This window comes from Vibrio sp. VPAP30 (genome assembly GCF_001188205.1).
In the GTDB taxonomy this organism is placed as follows: Bacteria; Pseudomonadota; Gammaproteobacteria; order Enterobacterales; family Vibrionaceae; genus Vibrio; species Vibrio bivalvicida.
Genome location: NZ_LBLS01000016.1, coordinates 190,467 through 207,887 on the forward strand (window position 1 = coordinate 190,467; position 17,421 = coordinate 207,887).

Here is a 17,421-nt window from a genome sequence, read left to right on the forward strand (position 1 = left end):
TATGGCAACACTAGAACTTAAACAAATCCGTAAAACCTATCCAAAGGCGGAACAAGAGACGCTGAAAGGTATCGACATCAATATCGACTCTGGTGAGTTCCTGATCTTAGTTGGGCCGTCAGGTTGTGGTAAATCGACTTTGATGAATACTATTGCGGGGCTAGAGAACATCAGCTCAGGTGAGATTGTGATTGATGGCAATGACGTGTCTGAAGTTGAGCCTAAAGATCGTGATATCGCTATGGTATTCCAGTCTTACGCGCTGTATCCGAATATGACGGTGCGCGGTAATATCGAGTTTGGCCTTAAGATACGCAAAATGCCAAAGCTTGAGATTGATGCCGAGGTAGAGCGTGTTGCGACAATGCTGCAAATTGACCACCTGCTAGATAGAAAGCCTTCGCAGCTATCCGGTGGTCAGCGTCAACGTGTGGCAATGGGACGCGCACTCGCCCGCAGGCCTAAGCTCTATTTGTTTGATGAACCACTATCCAACCTTGATGCGAAGCTTCGTGTTGAGATGCGTCATCAAATCAAACGTCTGCATCAACAGCTCAACACTACTATTGTCTATGTCACGCATGATCAGATCGAAGCGATGACTCTGGCAGATCGCATCGCAGTAATGAAAGATGGTGAACTGCAGCAGTTGGGTACGCCGCAAGAAATCTACAATAAGCCAAACAACATGTTTGTCGCTGGGTTTATGGGGTCGCCGTCAATGAACTTTATCAAGACAATGGTGGACTTGGACGCAGAAGATAACCCTGTAATTAAGGTCAAAGGTAATAACGGCCAAGAGCATCATATTAATTTGCCTGCTTCAATGCGTGAGCAAGATGGAAAGGAAGTGGTGATTGGTCTGCGTCCTGAGCATATTACTGACAGTGAGAACCAAGAGTCTATTGCTACAACTCAGTTAAATTTGGTCTTGGAAGTACTTGAACCAACCGGGCCAGACACTATCGCAATGATTAAGGTTAACGAACAGGAAGTGGCGTGTCGTTTGTCGCCTGAGTTCGATGTAACGGCAGGTCAAATTGCCCCTTTGCACTTTGATTTATCCAAAGCGGTGTTTTTTGATGCAGCAACCGAGCAACGTATCGAGTTTCACTGATGGATGATTTAAGTGATGTATTTATTAGTAACAATGGGTGAATTCGACTAAGCTTAGAATCATAGCATGAGTTCAGTTTCATGCAGAGTGAGTCGAGGTGGGCAGTTATGTCTCCTTATTGCTCACCTCATCTCTAGTAACGAAAATGGCAGCTTGCATAGCTGCCATTTGTTTTTTTAGTTTTGCGGGCTTGTTAAATATGTGTAAATCTACCCGTATGGGAAATTATGATGTGTAGGTTTCCCCCCATTTATTAAGAATTTATGTGAACTTGATTAGCAAAGTAAACAGGGGTTACGTATAACACTTTGAAAATAAAAGCTTAATCATGGTTTATTTATCTTGGCTCGGTTATTGCCCTTATAAATATATCAACACCCAGTGATGGGGTTGTTCATTTAACAAGGAGAATAATAATGTTTAAGCCATTGACCCTACTATCTGCCTCCATTCTTGCTGTGACCAGTTTTAACGCTGCGGCGAACTGTGATCCGGGCGAGACAGTGATAAAATTCAGTCACGTAACGAATACAGATAAACACCCGAAAGGTATCGCGGCTTCATTACTTGAAAAACGTGTCAACGAAGAGATGAACGGAAAAGTGTGTATGCAGGTTTTCCCTAACTCGACCCTTTATGATGATAACAAGGTACTTGAAGCATTGCTCAACGGTGATGTGCAACTTGCTGCCCCTTCTCTATCAAAGTTTGAAAAGTTTACTAAAAAGTACCGTATTTTCGATTTACCCTTCCTATTTGAAGACGTAGAAGCGGTTGACCGTTTCCAGAACTCTCAGGCTGGTGAAAAACTGAAAAATGCAATGCGTCGCCGCGGTCTGCAAGGTCTAGCGTTCTGGCACAATGGTATGAAGCAGATGTCTGCTAACAAGCCTCTCATCTCCCCAGAGGATGCAAAAGGTCTTAAATTCCGTGTTCAAGCGTCAGACGTATTGGTTGCACAGTTTGAGCAACTAGAAGCCAACCCGCAGAAGATGTCATTTAAAGAAGTGTACGGTGGCCTACAGACCAAAGTTATTGATGGTCAAGAGAACACTTGGTCAAACATTTACGGTAAGAAGTTCTTCGAAGTTCAAGATGGCATCACCGAAACTAACCACGGTATTCTTGATTACCTAGTGGTGACTTCTAAAGATTTCTGGAAAGGCTTACCGGACGATCAGCGTAAACAGTTAAACAAAATCATCCAAGAAGTTACGGCGACACGTAATGCTGAATCTTCAAAAGTGAATCTAGCCAACAAAAACAACATTATCGAAGCCGGTGGTGAAGTTCGTACTCTGACTCCAGAGCAACGTCAGCAGTGGGTGACTGCGCTTCAGCCAGTTTGGAAGAAGTTTGAAAAAGACATCGGCTCTGATCTAATCGAAGCGGCTCTAGCTTCAAACAAATAATAATAAGGGCCTAACAAGCCCATAACTCAATAAATATTGGCCCTCTTGTCGGGAGGAGGGCCTTTCTTTACCTGCGATATAGTGAAGTAACTTATGGAACAGTCAATTTTTGCCAGAATTGGGAAGGTGACAGACGCAATTGAAGAGACATTGATTGCGTTCTTTTTAGGAGCAATGACCTTGCTCACGTTCGCCAACGTTGTATTTAGATATGTCTTTAACGACAACATTTTATGGGCACTGGAGCTTACCGTGTTCATGTTTGCTTGGATGGTTCTTGTCGGCGCTTCGTACGGCGTTAAAAAGCATTTTCACATCGGTGTCGATGTGGTGATTAACCTCGCTCCAGAGCAACTACGTAAAATCTATGCCTTGATTGCTGCGGCATGTTGTTTGGCTTTCTCAATTCTGCTGTTGATTGGTTCATGGAACTACTGGTATCCGTTTGCAACCGAGCGAGCTTGGTACGAAACAGACGATATTCCAATGCCTGAAATGCTGCAATTCCTTGCTGATTGGCTTAATGAAGGCGAGCGCTACGAAAAAATGCCTCGTTTTATTCCTTATATGGCGCTGCCGATTGGCATGGCGCTACTCACATTCCGTTTTGCTCAAATTACGCTGCAAATCATCTCAGGTAAGTTGGACCGCTTAATTGCAGGCCATGAAGCGGAAGAAGAGTTAGAAGCGCTAAAAGAAGAACTCAAGGATGCTGGTGAAGCGATGGAGCCGAAGAACAACAATAACCAGAACAAGGAAAGCTAAACCATGGAAATCTTATTCTTATTCGTCATGGTGATTGGTTTTATGCTTGTTGGCGTGCCAATCGCAGTTTCATTGGGTTTATCAAGTATTATTTTCCTGATGATGCATTCAGATGCGTCGTTAGCCTCTGTGGCACAAACCCTATTTAATGCCTTCGCTGGACACTACACCCTATTGGCAATCCCATTCTTCATTCTGGCATCAAGCTTTATGTCTACAGGCGGGGTAGCAAAACGTATTATTCGTTTCGCCATCGCGATGGTGGGCTGGTTCCGCGGTGGCCTAGCAATGGCTTCAGTTGTGGCGTGTATGATGTTTGCCGCACTATCTGGTTCATCACCAGCAACGGTAGTGGCGATCGGTAGTATTGTTATCGCTGGTATGATCAAAAATGGCTATTCAAAGGACTTTGCTGCTGGCGTTATTTGTAACGCGGGTACATTGGGTATTTTGATCCCACCTTCAATTGTAATGGTTGTTTACGCGGCGGCAACGGATGTGTCCGTAGGGCGTATGTTTCTTGGTGGTGTGATTCCTGGCCTTCTTGCTGGCGTTATGTTGATGATAGCCATTTACATTGCAGCGCGCGTGAAGAATCTACCCAAGCAGCCATTCGTTGGTTGGGGAGAAATGTTTGCAGCGGCAAAAGATGCCAGCTGGGGTCTATTGCTGGTGGTGATTATCCTTGGTGGTATCTATGGTGGTATCTTTACGCCAACGGAAGCGGCAGCAGTAGCAGCAGTGTACTCTTTCCTTATCGCCAACTTTATCTACAAAGATATGGGGCCGTTTTCCGATAAGAAAAACACCAAACCTGCGTTAGTGAAAATCTTCCAAGCGTTTGTCCATAAAGACACAAAGCATACCTTGTATGAAGCGGGTAAGCTGACCATTATGCTATTATTCATCATTGCTAATGCATTGATTCTCAAGCATGTACTAACGGAAGAACGCATTCCGCAAATGATTACAGAATCAATGCTGTCAGCAGGTCTTGGCCCGATTACCTTCTTGATTGTCGTTAATGTTCTACTGCTTATTGGTGGTCAGTTCATGGAGCCATCGGGCCTGTTGATTATCGTTGCACCATTAGTCTTCCCAATTGCTATCGCGCTCGGTATCGACCCAATTCACCTAGGTATCATGATGGTAGTGAACATGGAGATAGGCATGATTACTCCTCCGGTCGGGCTCAACTTGTTTGTGACCGCTGGGGTAGCCAAGATGTCGATGATGCAAGTGGTTAAAGCCGCACTGCCTTGGGTGGCGGTAATGTTCCTCTTCCTCATTATCGTGACGTACGTGCCTTGGGTTTCGACATGGCTTCCGACGACGCTGATGGGACCAGAGATAATAACCAAGTAACGTGATGAACATAAAAAGCCCCAGATAGGCAGTTATCTGGGGCTTTTGTTTTTAGGACATTTCTATTTATGGACAGTGGAGTTAACAAGACAACAACTCCATTCATCACTTCCGTTTGATGAGTCCAATATATTAAATGTGAGATGAACAAAAGGTGAACAGATTATTCACCTTTATAGTTGCTCTTATCCAAGCCATATTTTTGCATTTTGTCGTACAGGGTTTTGCGAGCAAGTTGTAAATGTACCATGGTCTTTTTAATGCTGCCCTCATTTTGGTTGAGTGCTTGTTCAATCAGGCTCTTCTCAAATTCAGCGACTTGCTGAGCTAGGCCCAACTCTCTACTGGCATTCTCTGCACTTTCAGAACCAAATTGGGACAGTCTGCCTAGAAGAACAAAACGCTCGGCCGCGTTTCTTAATTCACGAACATTACCCGGCCAATCGTGGCTCATTAACTGATGAATTTGCTGAGATTCAATCGCTGGTGCTGACTTGCCGTAGCGCGAAGCAGCAACCAGTAAGAAGTGATGAAATAGAGTAGCGATATCCTCTTTACGTTGCCGCAACGGTGGTAAATCTAGGGTGACAACATTGAGTCGGTAGTAGAGATCTTCACGAAATGTCCCTTGTTCGGCTGCTTGTTTTAAGTCGACCTTGGTTGCAGCGATCACGCGAATATCAATCGGGACAAGCTCGTTGGAGCCGACTCTCTCTATAACGCGCTCTTGCAACACGCGCAGCAATCGAATTTGCGCTTGCAGAGGCATAGACTCGATTTCGTCTAAGAACAGTGTTCCCCCTTGAGCATGCTCAAATTTACCCACGCGTTTAACATCAGCTCCTGTAAAGGCGCCTTTTTCGTGACCGTAGAGTTCGCTCTCAATTAGATTTTCAGGCACCGCACCACAGTTGATGGCGACGAAGTTGTTATCTCTACGTGGGCTTTGCTCATGAATAGAACGAGCGAAGAGTTCTTTACCTGTTCCAGTTTCTCCAAACAGGAGAATATCAGCATTGGTGTCAGAGATATGAACTATAGTATCGCGCAGAGCTTGTATTGAAGGTGTGTCACCAATAATCCTTGGCCCGAGCGCTTGGCTCGCTTTTAAGGTGCGTTTAAGTTCTTGGTTCTCTATAGTTAAGTCGCGTTTTTCGAGCGCGCGGCGGGTAGTATCAATTAAACGATCAATCGGAAAGGGCTTCTCAATAAAGTCATAAGCACCGTTTCGTAGTGCATTGACGGCCATTGAAATATCACCATGTCCGGTGATCAGAATCACTGGGATGTCAGGGTCTTGGTGTAAAATACTCGAAAGGATGTTCTCACCAGACAGTCCCGGTAAGCAGATGTCAGTAATAACAACTTTTGGTAAACCGTCTTGTTTGATGGCTAGTAGTGCTTCTTCAGCACTTCCAAAAAATCGCGCTGAGATATCTTCTAGTTCAAAACTTTGTTCTATCGCTAGGCGAATATCACTTTCGTCATCAATGAAAATTACATCGTACATCTGCATTACGTATTATTCCTTAATGGGCAAAGAGATGGTGAATCGTGCTCCACCGAGTGGTGAACGTGCAACACTCAGTTCGCCGCCCATTGCTTGGCTGATCTGTTGGGAGATAGACAGTCCGAGCCCAAGTCCGTTTTTCTTAGTGGTATAAAAAGGTTCGAACAGTGATTGCTGTTTATCACTATCAATACCTGGGCCATTGTCATCAACGAAAATGGACAGCTGTTTTTCATCTACTGAGGTAGAAATGGAGACCTGACGCTGTGCTTGGTCTTCGACAGCTTGCATTGCATTAGTCATAAGATTAATAAGAACTTGCTCGAACTGAATAGGATTCAGATCTACTTCAGGCAAAGGTTGATCGAGTTGAGTCTCAAGAGCAACTTGCTTGGATTTAAACTGTGGAGCTAGCAACTCTTTAGCGGCGATAATCAGCGGAACCACATCGAGCGAATTGACTTCATTGCTATCACTTTTTCGAGCGAATGAGCGTAATTGACTACTGATCTTGGCCATACGGTCGGTGAGTGCAGAGATACGCGATAAGTTATCGTCGACACGATCATACTTATCTCTTTCCAAAAAGCGTCGACCATTGTCAGCAAAACTACGGATTGCGGCGAGAGGATTGTTCAGCTCATGGCTAATACTGGCCGACATTTGGCCAAGTACGGCGAGCTTGGCCGCTTGAATCAGTTCATCTTGAGTCTGGCGTAAAGCGTACTCAGTTTTCGTGCGCTCATTGATCTCCGCTTGCAACTCAGACGTTCTTTCCATGACCAAAAACTCAAGCTTCTGTTTCGCTTCTGACTGCAACTGTTCGAACTGACGTTTTTTTAAGTGGCGCTGATAAGTCAACTGAAGGGAAAGGTAAGCGATTACAAACAACAGTGTCACAAGTAGGGAAAAGCTTAGTGTTGACCAAAGTAAAGTCACCTTTGGCGTCAACACTCTCAGTGTTAGATCATGTTTAGTCAACGGACGAGATGACACTAAATAAGAGTTCTCGAACCCTGAAGCGAGTGGGTTACTGAGTTGTGCTTGGGGTTTAGAAATATCACCAGACAAACCAAACGAGCGTATAGGTGAGTCTAGGTATTGGCGACTGTTGAGAATGGATTGCCGATCTGTTTCTGATAGGGTTGTCAGGCTCTTAAATAGCCAATCTTCGTTGCTCGACATAAAGATTACGTTATAGCTATCGGTCGCAACGAACGTATTAGTTCTATTTTGCCAGTTGGCTTCAATGGCAGTTAGATCCATTTTAATCACAATGACGCCAATGGTTTCAGCGGCGTACATAACAGGATAAGAGAAGTAGTAACCTCGCTGTTTAGAACTTGAACCTAGGGCAAAATACTGACTAGGTTTGCCTTGAATCGCATTGGAAAAATAGGGACGCCAAGCGTAGTTGCGACCTATAAAAGAACGCTGAAGATTCCAGTTGCTAGACGCGATGGTGTTACCGAACTCGTCTAACAAATATGCATCTGTCGACTTAATAGTTTCATTTACTTGCTCAAGGTAGCGATTGGTGAGCTCTATCTGAGCGCTGTTCTGCGGGTGTTGTAGCGCTGCGATCAGCTCTTTATCTTTGGCAATAAGTTGAGGCAGGTGAGCGTACTTATCGAGCTTGCTTGAAATAAACTCTGCAAAACGTTCAAGTTGCTCTTTGTGTATTGAAAACTGGCGACTTTCGCTTGAATTCCATATCCAGCTTGAACCGACGATTACCGTAAACAGGTAGAGTATGAGCAGATAAAACTTGCCGCGCCTGAACGTTAACATCACCATTCCTGTGAATCTTCCTTAAACATCCATAGCGTAAAGGTTTTTGTTACAAATGTGTTTACTGGGCTGATTAAACTGAGGGATAAAACCGGACTTAGATCTTGTTTTAATCTTTAAATGAAAAAAAATATTAGTTTCTCTTGAAAAAGGCATTAATGTCCCCATTTCTGGAAACAAAGACTGCTTTATTGATGTTTTTTTTAGCAGTTAAGTGAGATTTTAGGGTAAACCCGCAGTGATCTTAGGGATCGGCTCGACAGCTATCGATCCGCTCGGTAGAATGCTGCGTCTAAATTTTTATCCTGAGACTAATCGGAGATACCTTTACTCGGACTAGCTGTTAAGCAACTAGCTTCGAAAGGATATCGCTAATTAGTCCGATAATTGAATTGCTCGATTATCGATACTCGATTTATAAGAGTACTCATAGAGTACAAACAAGGATGGGTCCTTTCTTTGATGAATGGGCACATACGCTCAGTTATCTGAGTCAGTTTTGAGGTTAATGAATAATGCAAGTTACTGTTGAAACGCTAGAGGGCCTAGAGCGCCGTCTAAACATTACTGTTCCTGCTGCAAACATCGAAGATGCTGTTACTGCAGAACTACGCAACATCGCAAAAAACCGTCGTTTCGATGGTTTCCGCAAAGGCAAAGTGCCTCTAAAAATGGTTGCGAAGATGTACGGCAAAGCAGTACGTCAAGACGTAATGGGTGAAGTAATGCAACGTCACTTCATCGAAGCGATCGTTAAAGAAAAGATCAACCCAGCAGGCGCACCAACTTTCGCTCCAGTTGAGACTAAAGAAGGTGAAGACCTAGTATTCAACGCAACTTTCGAAGTATACCCAGAAGTTGAACTAAAAGGCCTAGAGAACATCACTGTTGAAAAACCAACAACTGAAGTTCAAGACGCTGACGTTGAAGAAATGATCGAGACTCTACGCAAGCAACAAGCGGGTTGGGTTGAAGTAGAAGAAGCCGCTGAAGAAGGCAAGCGCGCGACTATCGATTTCGTTGGTTCTATCGACGGTGAAGAGTTTGAAGGCGGTAAAGCTGAAAACTTCCCTCTAGAAATGGGCGCAGGTCGCATGATCCCAGGTTTTGAAGACGGTATCGCAGGCAAGACTGCTGGTATGGAGTTCGAAATCGACGTAACTTTCCCTGAAGATTACCACGCTGAGAACCTAAAAGGTAAAGCTGCGAAATTCTCTATTAAAGTAAACAAAGTTGAAGCTCGTGAGCTTCCAGAACTAAACGACGAGTTCGTTTCTAAGTTCGGTGTTGCTGAAGGTGGCGTTGACGCTCTTAAAGCTGAAGTTCGTAAGAACATGGAGCGTGAGCTTAAGCAAGCTGTTAAGAACCGCATCAAAGAGCAAGCGCTTGACGGTCTTGTTAAAGAAAACGAAATCGACGTACCTGCTGCACTTATCGATCAAGAAATCGGTACTCTACGTCAGCAAGCTGCACAGCGTTTTGGTGGCAACCCAGAAGCAGCAGAGCAGCTTCCACGTGAGCTATTCGAAGAGCAAGCTAAGCGTCGCGTAGTCGTTGGTCTTCTTCTAGGTGAAGTTATCAAGTCTGAAGAGCTAAAAGCTGACGACGAGAAAGTGAAAGCACTTATCGAAGAAATGGCGACAGCATACGAAGATCCAACAGAAGTTATCGCTTACTACGAGCAAAACGAGCAAATGATGAACAATATGCGCAACGTGGCTCTAGAAGAGCAAGCTATTGATGCAATCATCGCTAAAGCTCAGGTTTCTGATGCAGAAGTTAGCTTTAACGAGCTAATGAACCAGCAACCAGCAGCGTAATAAGCAATTAACTGCTTACAAGGTTGACTTAGCGTTAACTATTCTGCTAACAATGGTCCGTATGATATGTATCATCCGGGCCATTTATTTTAGGGACATAAGAATATGAGCTACCAAGAAAAAAATGCAATGTCGCCAATTCTAAACGCGCTAGTACCAATGGTGGTTGAGCAAACTTCCCGAGGTGAGCGTTCTTACGATATTTACTCGCGTTTGCTTAAGGAACGTATCATCTTTCTGACTGGTCAAGTAGAAGACCAAATGGCTAACTTAGTCGTGGCTCAGATGCTATTCCTAGAGTCAGAAAATCCTGATAAAGATATTTTCCTATATATCAACTCACCAGGCGGCAGCGTGACAGCAGGTATGTCTATTTACGACACCATGCAGTATATTAAGCCAAATGTAAGCACAGTTTGCATGGGTCAAGCTTGCTCAATGGGTGCATTCCTCCTTGCTGGTGGTGCTCCTGGTAAGCGTCATGTACTACCAAACTCTCGTGTGATGATTCACCAACCGCTAGGTGGTTTCCAAGGTCAAGCATCGGATATCCAAATCCACGCGCAAGAAATACTGACTATCAAACAGAAGCTAAACAAGCTGCTTGCTGAGCATACAGGTCAACCACTAGAAGTGATCGAACGCGATACTGATCGCGATAATTTTATGTCGTCAGATCAAGCGGTAGAGTATGGTTTGGTTGACTCAGTTCTGACTCATCACAAAGAGTAATACCATATCGCCAAAAGATGCAGGCGAAATTTGGTCAAAATTGATATAAACTCAAAGCAAGACAGTGAAAGCTAATAAGAGGTTAGCGAATGACAGATAAAAGCAAAGAGAGCGGTAGTAGTAAGCTTCTTTACTGCTCTTTCTGCGGCAAGAGCCAGCACGAAGTTCGCAAGTTAATCGCTGGTCCGTCAGTCTACATTTGTGACGAATGTGTCGATCTATGTAACGACATTATTCGTGAAGAAATCAAAGATGTTCTACCGAAAAAACAATCTGAAGCACTTCCAGTGCCAAGAGAGATTCGTGAACATCTAGACGACTATGTGATTGGCCAAGATTACGCTAAAAAAGTGTTAGCAGTAGCCGTTTATAACCACTATAAGCGTTTACGTAATGGGGACACCACCAGTGAAGGTGTCGAGCTTGGTAAGAGTAACATCCTACTGATTGGTCCTACTGGTAGTGGTAAAACACTACTTGCTGAGACACTCGCTCGCTTCCTTGACGTTCCATTTACCATGGCTGATGCAACCACGTTAACGGAAGCAGGTTACGTTGGTGAAGACGTTGAAAACATCATTCAAAAGCTTCTTCAGAAATGTGACTACGACGTAGCGAAAGCAGAACGTGGTATCGTATATATTGATGAAATCGACAAGATTTCTCGTAAAGCTGAAAACCCATCTATCACACGTGATGTATCGGGTGAAGGTGTTCAGCAAGCACTACTAAAACTGATCGAAGGCACAGTTGCTTCAGTACCTCCTCAAGGTGGTCGTAAGCATCCACAGCAAGAGTTCCTACAAGTAGATACATCTAAGATTCTATTTATTTGTGGTGGTGCATTTGCTGGCTTAGATAAAGTGATTGAACAACGTGTGGCGACAGGAACGGGTATCGGCTTTGGTGCAGATATTCGCTCTAAAGATGAAACACGCACTATTGGTGAATTGTTCTCTCAAGTAGAGCCAGAAGATCTAGTCAAGTACGGTCTAATTCCAGAGTTCATTGGTCGTCTACCTGTAACGACGACGCTAACAGAACTTGATGAAGACGCACTCATCCAAATCTTATGTGAGCCAAAGAACGCACTGACTAAGCAATACGCAGCGTTGTTCGAAATTGAAGATGCAGAGCTAGAGTTCCGTGAAGACGCTTTGCGTGCTATCGCTAAGAAAGCGATGGAGCGTAAAACAGGTGCTCGCGGCCTACGTTCAATCCTTGAAGGTGTTCTACTTGAAACCATGTATGAATTGCCATCAATGGAAGACGTGAGCAAAGTTGTAATTGACGAGTCGGTAATTAAGGGTGAATCTGATCCGCTGCTTATTTACAGCAACTCTGACAATCAAGCTGCAGGTGCAGAATCATAATCTGATTCACATAAATTAATGTACGTAGAAAGGGGGTAATCAATTACTCCCTTTTTTTTATTCTTTCATTGAATCCAACCAATTAGCCCCCATATACTGCTCATAGGACAAAGCGGAAGAGAGAAGAATATGAACTTGGAACGTTCCGAACGTATCGAGATCCCCGTACTACCTCTACGAGATGTAGTCGTTTACCCGCATATGGTAATTCCATTGTTTGTTGGACGCGAAAAATCGATTGCTTGTTTAGAGGCAGCAATGGATAACAACAAGCAAGTATTATTGGTAGCCCAGAAAGAAGCGGATACTGATGAGCCAAATCAAGCGGACTTATTTGAAGTTGGTACCGTAGCGACAATCTTACAACTACTTAAACTACCAGATGGTACGGTTAAGGTGTTGGTAGAAGGTCAGCAGCGCGCAAAAATCAATCACTTTATCGAAAACGAATTTTTCTTTGCTGACGCAGAATATCTGACTACTGAAGAGTTAGACGAGCGTGAGCAAGAAGTTATCGTGCGCAGTGCGATTAATCAATTTGAAGGCTTCATCAAACTCAACAAGAAAATTCCGCCAGAAGTTCTGACTTCTCTAAATGGAATTGATGAAGCAGCTCGTCTTGCCGATACCATCGCCGCGCATATGCCACTTAAATTGGCAGAAAAACAGAACGTTCTGGAGATTCTAGACGTGAGTGAGCGTTTAGAGTTCTTGATGGGGCAAATGGAATCTGAGATCGACCTGCTCCAAGTTGAGAAACGTATCCGTACTCGCGTTAAAAAGCAGATGGAAAAGTCGCAGCGTGAATACTATCTGAATGAGCAGATGAAAGCGATTCAGAAAGAGCTCGGCGAAAGTGAAGATGGCGTCGATGAATTTGAAGCGTTGAAGCAGAAGATCGTCGATTCGAAAATGCCACAAGAAGCACGCGAGAAGACGGAACAAGAGCTACAAAAGCTGAAAATGATGTCTCCTATGTCGGCAGAAGCGACCGTAGTACGTGGTTATATCGACTGGATGCTAGGCGTTCCTTGGGCAAAGCGCTCTAAGGTTAAGAAGAACCTGGCGAAAGCAGAAGAGGTTCTAAACGAGGACCACTACGGTCTTGAGCGCGTAAAAGAACGTATTCTTGAGTACTTAGCAGTTCAAAATCGTATCAATAAACTTAAAGGCCCGATTCTGTGTCTTGTCGGCCCTCCAGGTGTGGGTAAAACGTCTCTGGGTCGTTCTATTGCGGCAGCTACTGGTCGCCAATACACGCGTATGGCTCTCGGTGGTGTGCGTGACGAAGCGGAAATCCGCGGTCACCGTCGTACTTATATTGGTTCGATGCCGGGTAAGCTAATCCAGAAAATGTCGAAAGTTGGTGTGAAAAACCCACTATTCCTACTGGATGAGATCGATAAAATGTCTTCTGATATGCGTGGCGACCCGTCATCAGCACTGTTAGAAGTACTAGACCCAGAACAAAACAACGCGTTCAACGATCACTACTTAGAAGTAGACTACGATTTGTCTGATGTAATGTTTGTTGCGACGTCTAACTCGATGAATATCCCTGGCCCGTTGTTGGATCGTATGGAAGTGATCCGTCTATCTGGTTACACAGAAGACGAAAAACTTAATATCGCGAAGCGCCACTTGGTTGACAAGCAGATTAAACGCAATGGCCTAAAAGTCGGCGAAATTGTTATCGAAGACTCAGCAATCATCGGTATTATTCGCTACTACACTCGCGAGGCTGGTGTGCGTAGCCTAGAGCGTGAGATTTCGAAGATCTGTCGTAAAGCTGTGAAGAACATCTTGCTCGACAAAGATCTTAAGAGCGTGACGGTGAGCATGGATAACCTAAAAGAATACTTGGGTGTGCAGCGTTTTGACTATGGTAAGGCCGACGACAGCAACCGGATTGGTCAAGTGACAGGTTTGGCGTGGACCGAAGTGGGGGGTGACCTACTTACCATTGAAACTGAAGCCATGCCAGGTAAAGGCAAGCTAACGCAAACAGGCTCTTTGGGCGATGTCATGCAAGAGTCGATTCAGGCGGCGATGACAGTGGTACGTTCTCGTGCTGAGAAGTTGGGTATTAACTCCGATTTCTACGAAAAGCGTGATATTCACGTCCATGTTCCTGAAGGTGCTACACCTAAAGATGGCCCAAGTGCGGGTATCGCGATGTGTACTGCGCTCGTCTCTAGCTTAACAGGCAACCCTGTAAAAGCTGAAGTTGCGATGACAGGTGAAATTACTCTGCGCGGTGAAGTTCTTCCGATTGGTGGCTTGAAAGAGAAGCTGCTGGCGGCACACCGTGGCGGCATCAAAACGGTACTAATCCCGAAGGACAATGAACGTGATCTGGAAGAGATTCCTGATAATGTTATTGCAGATCTGAAGGTTATTCCGGTGCAATGGATCGACGAAGTGTTGAAAGTTGCACTAGAAAAAGAGCCGTCAGGTGTCGAGTTTGCAGCCGTAAAATAGTGATGTGTAGCAAAAATAAGTAAAAGATTACGCTGATAAGCATAAAAAGGCTTGTCAGCGTTTTTTTTGGGCGCTAACTTTAGCGACTATAGCTTCAAGCCTTGTAACATAAGGGTTTGTCGCTAATTTGAAATAAAATGGAACGTAAAGCTGCCGACAAAAATAAAATCAGGCGGCACAAAGGGGAATCACAGTGAATAAAACACAATTAGTAGAAAAAATCGCAGAAAGTGCAGACCTATCAAAAGCGTCTGCTGGTCGTGCTCTAGACGCATTCATCGATGCGGTAGGTGACACACTGCAGTCTGGTGACCAAGTTGCATTAGTTGGCTTCGGTACATTCAGCGTACGTACTCGTGCTGCGCGCACTGGTCGTAACCCTAAAACGGGTGAAGAGATCCAAATCGCAGAAGCGAAAGTTCCTGCGTTCAAAGCTGGTAAAGCTCTGAAAGACTCTTGTAACTAATCAAAAAGTCGCCAGTTAGGCCGATTTTTTCGAACCTTTTTAAATTATGCGCATCATACTGATGCGCATTTCTTTTTCTGGTATTATCGCGCTATTCAATTTTTAATTTTAATGACGTGCATCGTGCTTAGTCTTGCGTACTTAGACATGGTGCATAAGCGGAGAGTAGTTTAAGTATGATGGACCGATTACGCGAAGGCGTTAACAGCATCGCGGTTAAAATTATCCTAGGACTTATCATCCTATCTTTCGTATTTGCAGGTGTGGGTAGCTACATTGTTGGTGGCTCAAGCAACTCAGCGGCGAAAGTAGGCAATGTGGAAATTGGCCGTGGTGAGTTCGAACAAGCTTACCAAAATGAACGTAATCGTATGCAAGCACAACTTGGTGATTACTTCTCAAACCTATTAGCAGACCCAAGTTATGTAGAATCTTTCCGTAAATCTGTTCTTGACCGTATGGTGAATGACTTACTCCTAGAACAACACGCAGAGTCGCTCGGTTTACGTGTAAGTGACTCGCAAGTTCGAACACTGATTCTAGAAATGCCTCAGTTCCAAGTTGATGGTGAGTTCGACCAAGACATCTATCAAACGGCACTTCGCCGCGCGGGTTTCTCTGCGGAAAGCTTTGCTGAATACCTGCGTCGTGACTTAGTGCGTAACCAACTTTTGACTGCAATTCAAGGTAGCGACTTCTCATTACCTGGTGAAGTTGAAGCGCAAAGTAAACTGCTTACTCAAACTCGTGATATCAAAAAAGTTACGCTATCTCTGGCTGACTTTGCAGCGAAAGCTATGCTGTCTGAGGAAGAGATCAATGACTACTATAAACAAAACCCTGAGCGTTACACTCGCCCTGAACAGGTAAAAGTTGCCTATATCGAACTTTCAGCGCAGCAGCTTAAAGACGGTATCGAAATCACTGATGAGCAAGCAGAGCAATATTACCAAGAACACCTTGATAAGTACTCTTCAGAAGAGCAGCGCCGCGTAAGCCATATCCTTGTAGAAGGCGATGACGAAGCGAAAGCTCAAGCTATTCTTGATGAGTTAAATGCGGGTGCTGATTTTACAGCGTTAGCTGAAGAGAAATCTGATGACTTCGGCAGTGCTTCTGAAGGCGGTTCGCTAGGTTGGATTGAACGTGATGTGATGGATCCAACGTTCGAAGAGGCAGCGTTTGCTTTAACTAAAGTGGGTGAAACAACAGGATTGGTTAAGTCTGAGTTTGGTTACCACATTATCAAGCTTGATGAACTGAAAGACTCTGTGGCTAAGCCTTATCAAGAAGTTGCTGCGGAGATTAAGCAAGAGCTTAAAGATCAGCAAGCCATCGATCAGTACTACGAGCTTCAAAGCGAGCTAGAGAAAGTGGCGTTTGAATACCCAGATTCTCTTGATGATGCTGCTAAAGCCATTAGTGCGAAAATCCAAACTACAGACTTTATTTCAGAGCGTGATGCGCCTGAACTGCTAAAAACTCCAGCAGTACTTCAAGCAATTGTTAGCCCAGAAGTAAAAGAAGATGGTTTGAACTCTGAAGTGATTGAAGTTGCTCCTGAGCATGTTGTTGTGGTTCGTGTTGAAGATAGCCGTGACGAGATTGTTCTTCCTTTAGACGAAGTTCGCAGTGATGTGACTACAGCTTTAGCGAATGTTAAAGGTGAGCAGACGGCAATCGAACTAGCACAAAACCTAGTTGATGAGCTTAAGCAAGGTAAACAAGATCTGCTAAGTGAAAATGGTTTGGCATTCGGTGAAGTAGAAACACTTGATCGCAGCTCGCCACTTGCTGATGTTGTGTTCTCAATGACAAAACCTGCGCAAGGTGAAGTCGGCTTTGCTCAAGCTAAAGATCTTAATGGTGATATTGTCGTTGTTGAACTGACCAGAGTTGCGTCAGAATTCGACCCGCAATATAACCAGCAGATTGGTTCACAATTAACGCAAGTTAATGCTCAACAAGATCTATCAGGTTTAATCAATATCTTACGTAAGACGATAGATATCGAATACTATGTTGTGACCCAATAATCACAGCGTGTGTAATTGATACATAACTTAAAACGGACTGCTTTTGCAGTCCGTTTTATTTTGCGGGGTTGGTCATGGGGTTGGATTATGGGGGCGGTATGCTGAGCGAGTACATTAACAAACAAGGAAGCCAGTATGCTAAAAAAGGCCATTCTAATTGCGGCTCTGACATTTACCGCTCCATTGTCTCTTGCAGATGAAGCCAAACCCAATCCGAAATATGACGGGATTGAAATAACGGTCAATATTAATACTGCAAGTGCGCAGGAGTTAGCCGATTTATTGAACGGTATAGGTTTAAAGAAAGCGCAAGCAATCGTTGAGTATCGTGAACTACACGGTAAGTTTGTCAGTGCCGAGGCGCTGACTGAAGTTAAAGGGATTGGTTCTGCGTTAGTCACGAAAAACCAATCTCGAATACAATTGTAATTTGCTAACCTTCTAAGGGCGCGTTGGCGCTCTTTTTCTTAATTCCCCCAATCGAACCTAGAACCGATAGCGGTTTCCCTCTATAATTTGTCGCCGAATTAGGGTCAAAGCGTAGCGCGTTGAT

Annotated in this window: 13 protein-coding genes; 11 read left to right on the forward strand and 2 right to left on the reverse strand. The window is 44.3% G+C overall.

Annotation, left to right across the window (positions count from 1 at the left end; translation table 11 throughout):
• Position 1 precedes the first annotated feature (1 nt).
• The 4 genes from ZX61_RS05120 (at position 2) to ZX61_RS05135 (ending at position 4,659) form a co-directional block, all read left to right on the forward strand.
• Positions 2 to 1,117: an ABC transporter ATP-binding protein gene (locus ZX61_RS05120; RefSeq protein ID WP_049843632.1), complete on the forward strand. Its 1,116-nt coding sequence runs from the start codon at positions 2 to 4 to the stop codon at positions 1,115 to 1,117.
• A gap of 416 nt (positions 1,118 to 1,533) precedes the next feature.
• Entirely contained in the window at positions 1,534 to 2,529 is a 996-nt protein-coding gene (locus ZX61_RS05125; RefSeq protein WP_049843633.1) for a TRAP transporter substrate-binding protein, read from the forward strand.
• 93 nt (positions 2,530 to 2,622) lie between these two features.
• Complete coding sequence (locus tag ZX61_RS05130; protein WP_004748534.1) at positions 2,623 to 3,294, forward strand: TRAP transporter small permease; 672 nt, start codon at positions 2,623 to 2,625, stop codon at positions 3,292 to 3,294.
• 3 nt (positions 3,295 to 3,297) lie between these two features.
• Positions 3,298 to 4,659 carry a TRAP transporter large permease gene (locus ZX61_RS05135; RefSeq protein ID WP_049843634.1) on the forward strand — a complete coding sequence of 454 codons (1,362 nt, stop codon included), beginning with the start codon at positions 3,298 to 3,300 and terminating at the stop codon, positions 4,657 to 4,659.
• A gap of 163 nt (positions 4,660 to 4,822) precedes the next feature.
• Here the strand turns inward: ZX61_RS05135 and ZX61_RS05140 are convergent, their stop codons facing one another.
• On the reverse strand, positions 4,823 to 6,169 hold the full coding sequence (locus tag ZX61_RS05140; protein WP_049843791.1) for a sigma-54-dependent transcriptional regulator: 1,347 nt from the start codon (positions 6,167 to 6,169) through the stop codon (positions 4,823 to 4,825).
• 12 nt (positions 6,170 to 6,181) lie between these two features.
• On the reverse strand, positions 6,182 to 7,960 hold the full coding sequence (locus ZX61_RS05145) for a sensor histidine kinase (RefSeq protein WP_049843792.1): 1,779 nt from the start codon (positions 7,958 to 7,960) through the stop codon (positions 6,182 to 6,184).
• Between the two features lie 515 nt (positions 7,961 to 8,475).
• Between ZX61_RS05145 and tig the strand changes: the two genes are divergently transcribed.
• The 7 genes from tig to ZX61_RS05180 all read left to right on the forward strand — a co-directional run bounded on the left by tig (position 8,476) and on the right by ZX61_RS05180 (position 17,297).
• The gene (tig, locus tag ZX61_RS05150; protein WP_049843635.1) at positions 8,476 to 9,780 is read left to right on the forward strand and encodes a trigger factor; all 1,305 of its coding nucleotides are present in this window, start codon (positions 8,476 to 8,478) and stop codon (positions 9,778 to 9,780) included.
• Positions 9,781 to 9,885: 105 nt separating this feature from the next.
• Complete coding sequence (gene clpP, locus ZX61_RS05155) at positions 9,886 to 10,512, forward strand: ATP-dependent Clp endopeptidase proteolytic subunit ClpP (RefSeq protein WP_049843636.1); 627 nt, start codon at positions 9,886 to 9,888, stop codon at positions 10,510 to 10,512.
• Between the two features lie 89 nt (positions 10,513 to 10,601).
• Positions 10,602 to 11,885 (forward strand): ATP-dependent protease ATP-binding subunit ClpX, encoded by a 1,284-nt coding sequence (clpX, locus tag ZX61_RS05160; RefSeq protein ID WP_049843637.1) that lies wholly within the window; start codon positions 10,602 to 10,604, stop codon positions 11,883 to 11,885.
• A 129-nt stretch (positions 11,886 to 12,014) separates the two neighbouring features.
• A complete protein-coding gene (gene lon / locus ZX61_RS05165; protein ID WP_049843638.1) occupies positions 12,015 to 14,366 on the forward strand; it encodes an endopeptidase La in 2,352 nt (783 codons plus the stop codon).
• A gap of 193 nt (positions 14,367 to 14,559) precedes the next feature.
• Positions 14,560 to 14,832 (forward strand): HU family DNA-binding protein, encoded by a 273-nt coding sequence (locus ZX61_RS05170; protein WP_049843639.1) that lies wholly within the window; start codon positions 14,560 to 14,562, stop codon positions 14,830 to 14,832.
• Positions 14,833 to 15,008: 176 nt separating this feature from the next.
• On the forward strand, positions 15,009 to 16,868 hold the full coding sequence (gene ppiD / locus ZX61_RS05175) for a peptidylprolyl isomerase (protein WP_049843640.1): 1,860 nt from the start codon (positions 15,009 to 15,011) through the stop codon (positions 16,866 to 16,868).
• 135 nt (positions 16,869 to 17,003) lie between these two features.
• On the forward strand, positions 17,004 to 17,297 hold the full coding sequence (locus tag ZX61_RS05180) for a ComEA family DNA-binding protein (RefSeq protein ID WP_049843641.1): 294 nt from the start codon (positions 17,004 to 17,006) through the stop codon (positions 17,295 to 17,297).
• Positions 17,298 to 17,421 lie beyond the last annotated feature (124 nt).

What these genes read in the sequence shown, in the direction of transcription:
- clpP (WP_049843636.1), top strand. Translation starts at nt 9,886, where the DNA reads ATGAGCTACCAAGAAAAAAATGCAATGTCGCCAATTCTAAACGCGCTA.
- ZX61_RS05130 (WP_004748534.1), top strand. Translation starts at nt 2,623, where the DNA reads ATGGAACAGTCAATTTTTGCCAGAATTGGGAAGGTGACAGACGCAATT.
- ZX61_RS05120 (WP_049843632.1), top strand. Translation starts at nt 2, where the DNA reads ATGGCAACACTAGAACTTAAACAAATCCGTAAAACCTATCCAAAGGCG.
- ZX61_RS05125 (WP_049843633.1), top strand. Translation starts at nt 1,534, where the DNA reads ATGTTTAAGCCATTGACCCTACTATCTGCCTCCATTCTTGCTGTGACC.
- ZX61_RS05135 (WP_049843634.1), top strand. Translation starts at nt 3,298, where the DNA reads ATGGAAATCTTATTCTTATTCGTCATGGTGATTGGTTTTATGCTTGTT.
- tig (WP_049843635.1), top strand. Translation starts at nt 8,476, where the DNA reads ATGCAAGTTACTGTTGAAACGCTAGAGGGCCTAGAGCGCCGTCTAAAC.
- clpX (WP_049843637.1), top strand. Translation starts at nt 10,602, where the DNA reads ATGACAGATAAAAGCAAAGAGAGCGGTAGTAGTAAGCTTCTTTACTGC.
- ZX61_RS05140 (WP_049843791.1), bottom strand. Translation starts at nt 6,169, where the DNA reads ATGTACGATGTAATTTTCATTGATGACGAAAGTGATATTCGCCTAGCG.
- ppiD (WP_049843640.1), top strand. Translation starts at nt 15,009, where the DNA reads ATGATGGACCGATTACGCGAAGGCGTTAACAGCATCGCGGTTAAAATT.
- lon (WP_049843638.1), top strand. Translation starts at nt 12,015, where the DNA reads ATGAACTTGGAACGTTCCGAACGTATCGAGATCCCCGTACTACCTCTA.
- ZX61_RS05145 (WP_049843792.1), bottom strand. Translation starts at nt 7,960, where the DNA reads ATGTTAACGTTCAGGCGCGGCAAGTTTTATCTGCTCATACTCTACCTG.
- ZX61_RS05180 (WP_049843641.1), top strand. Translation starts at nt 17,004, where the DNA reads ATGCTAAAAAAGGCCATTCTAATTGCGGCTCTGACATTTACCGCTCCA.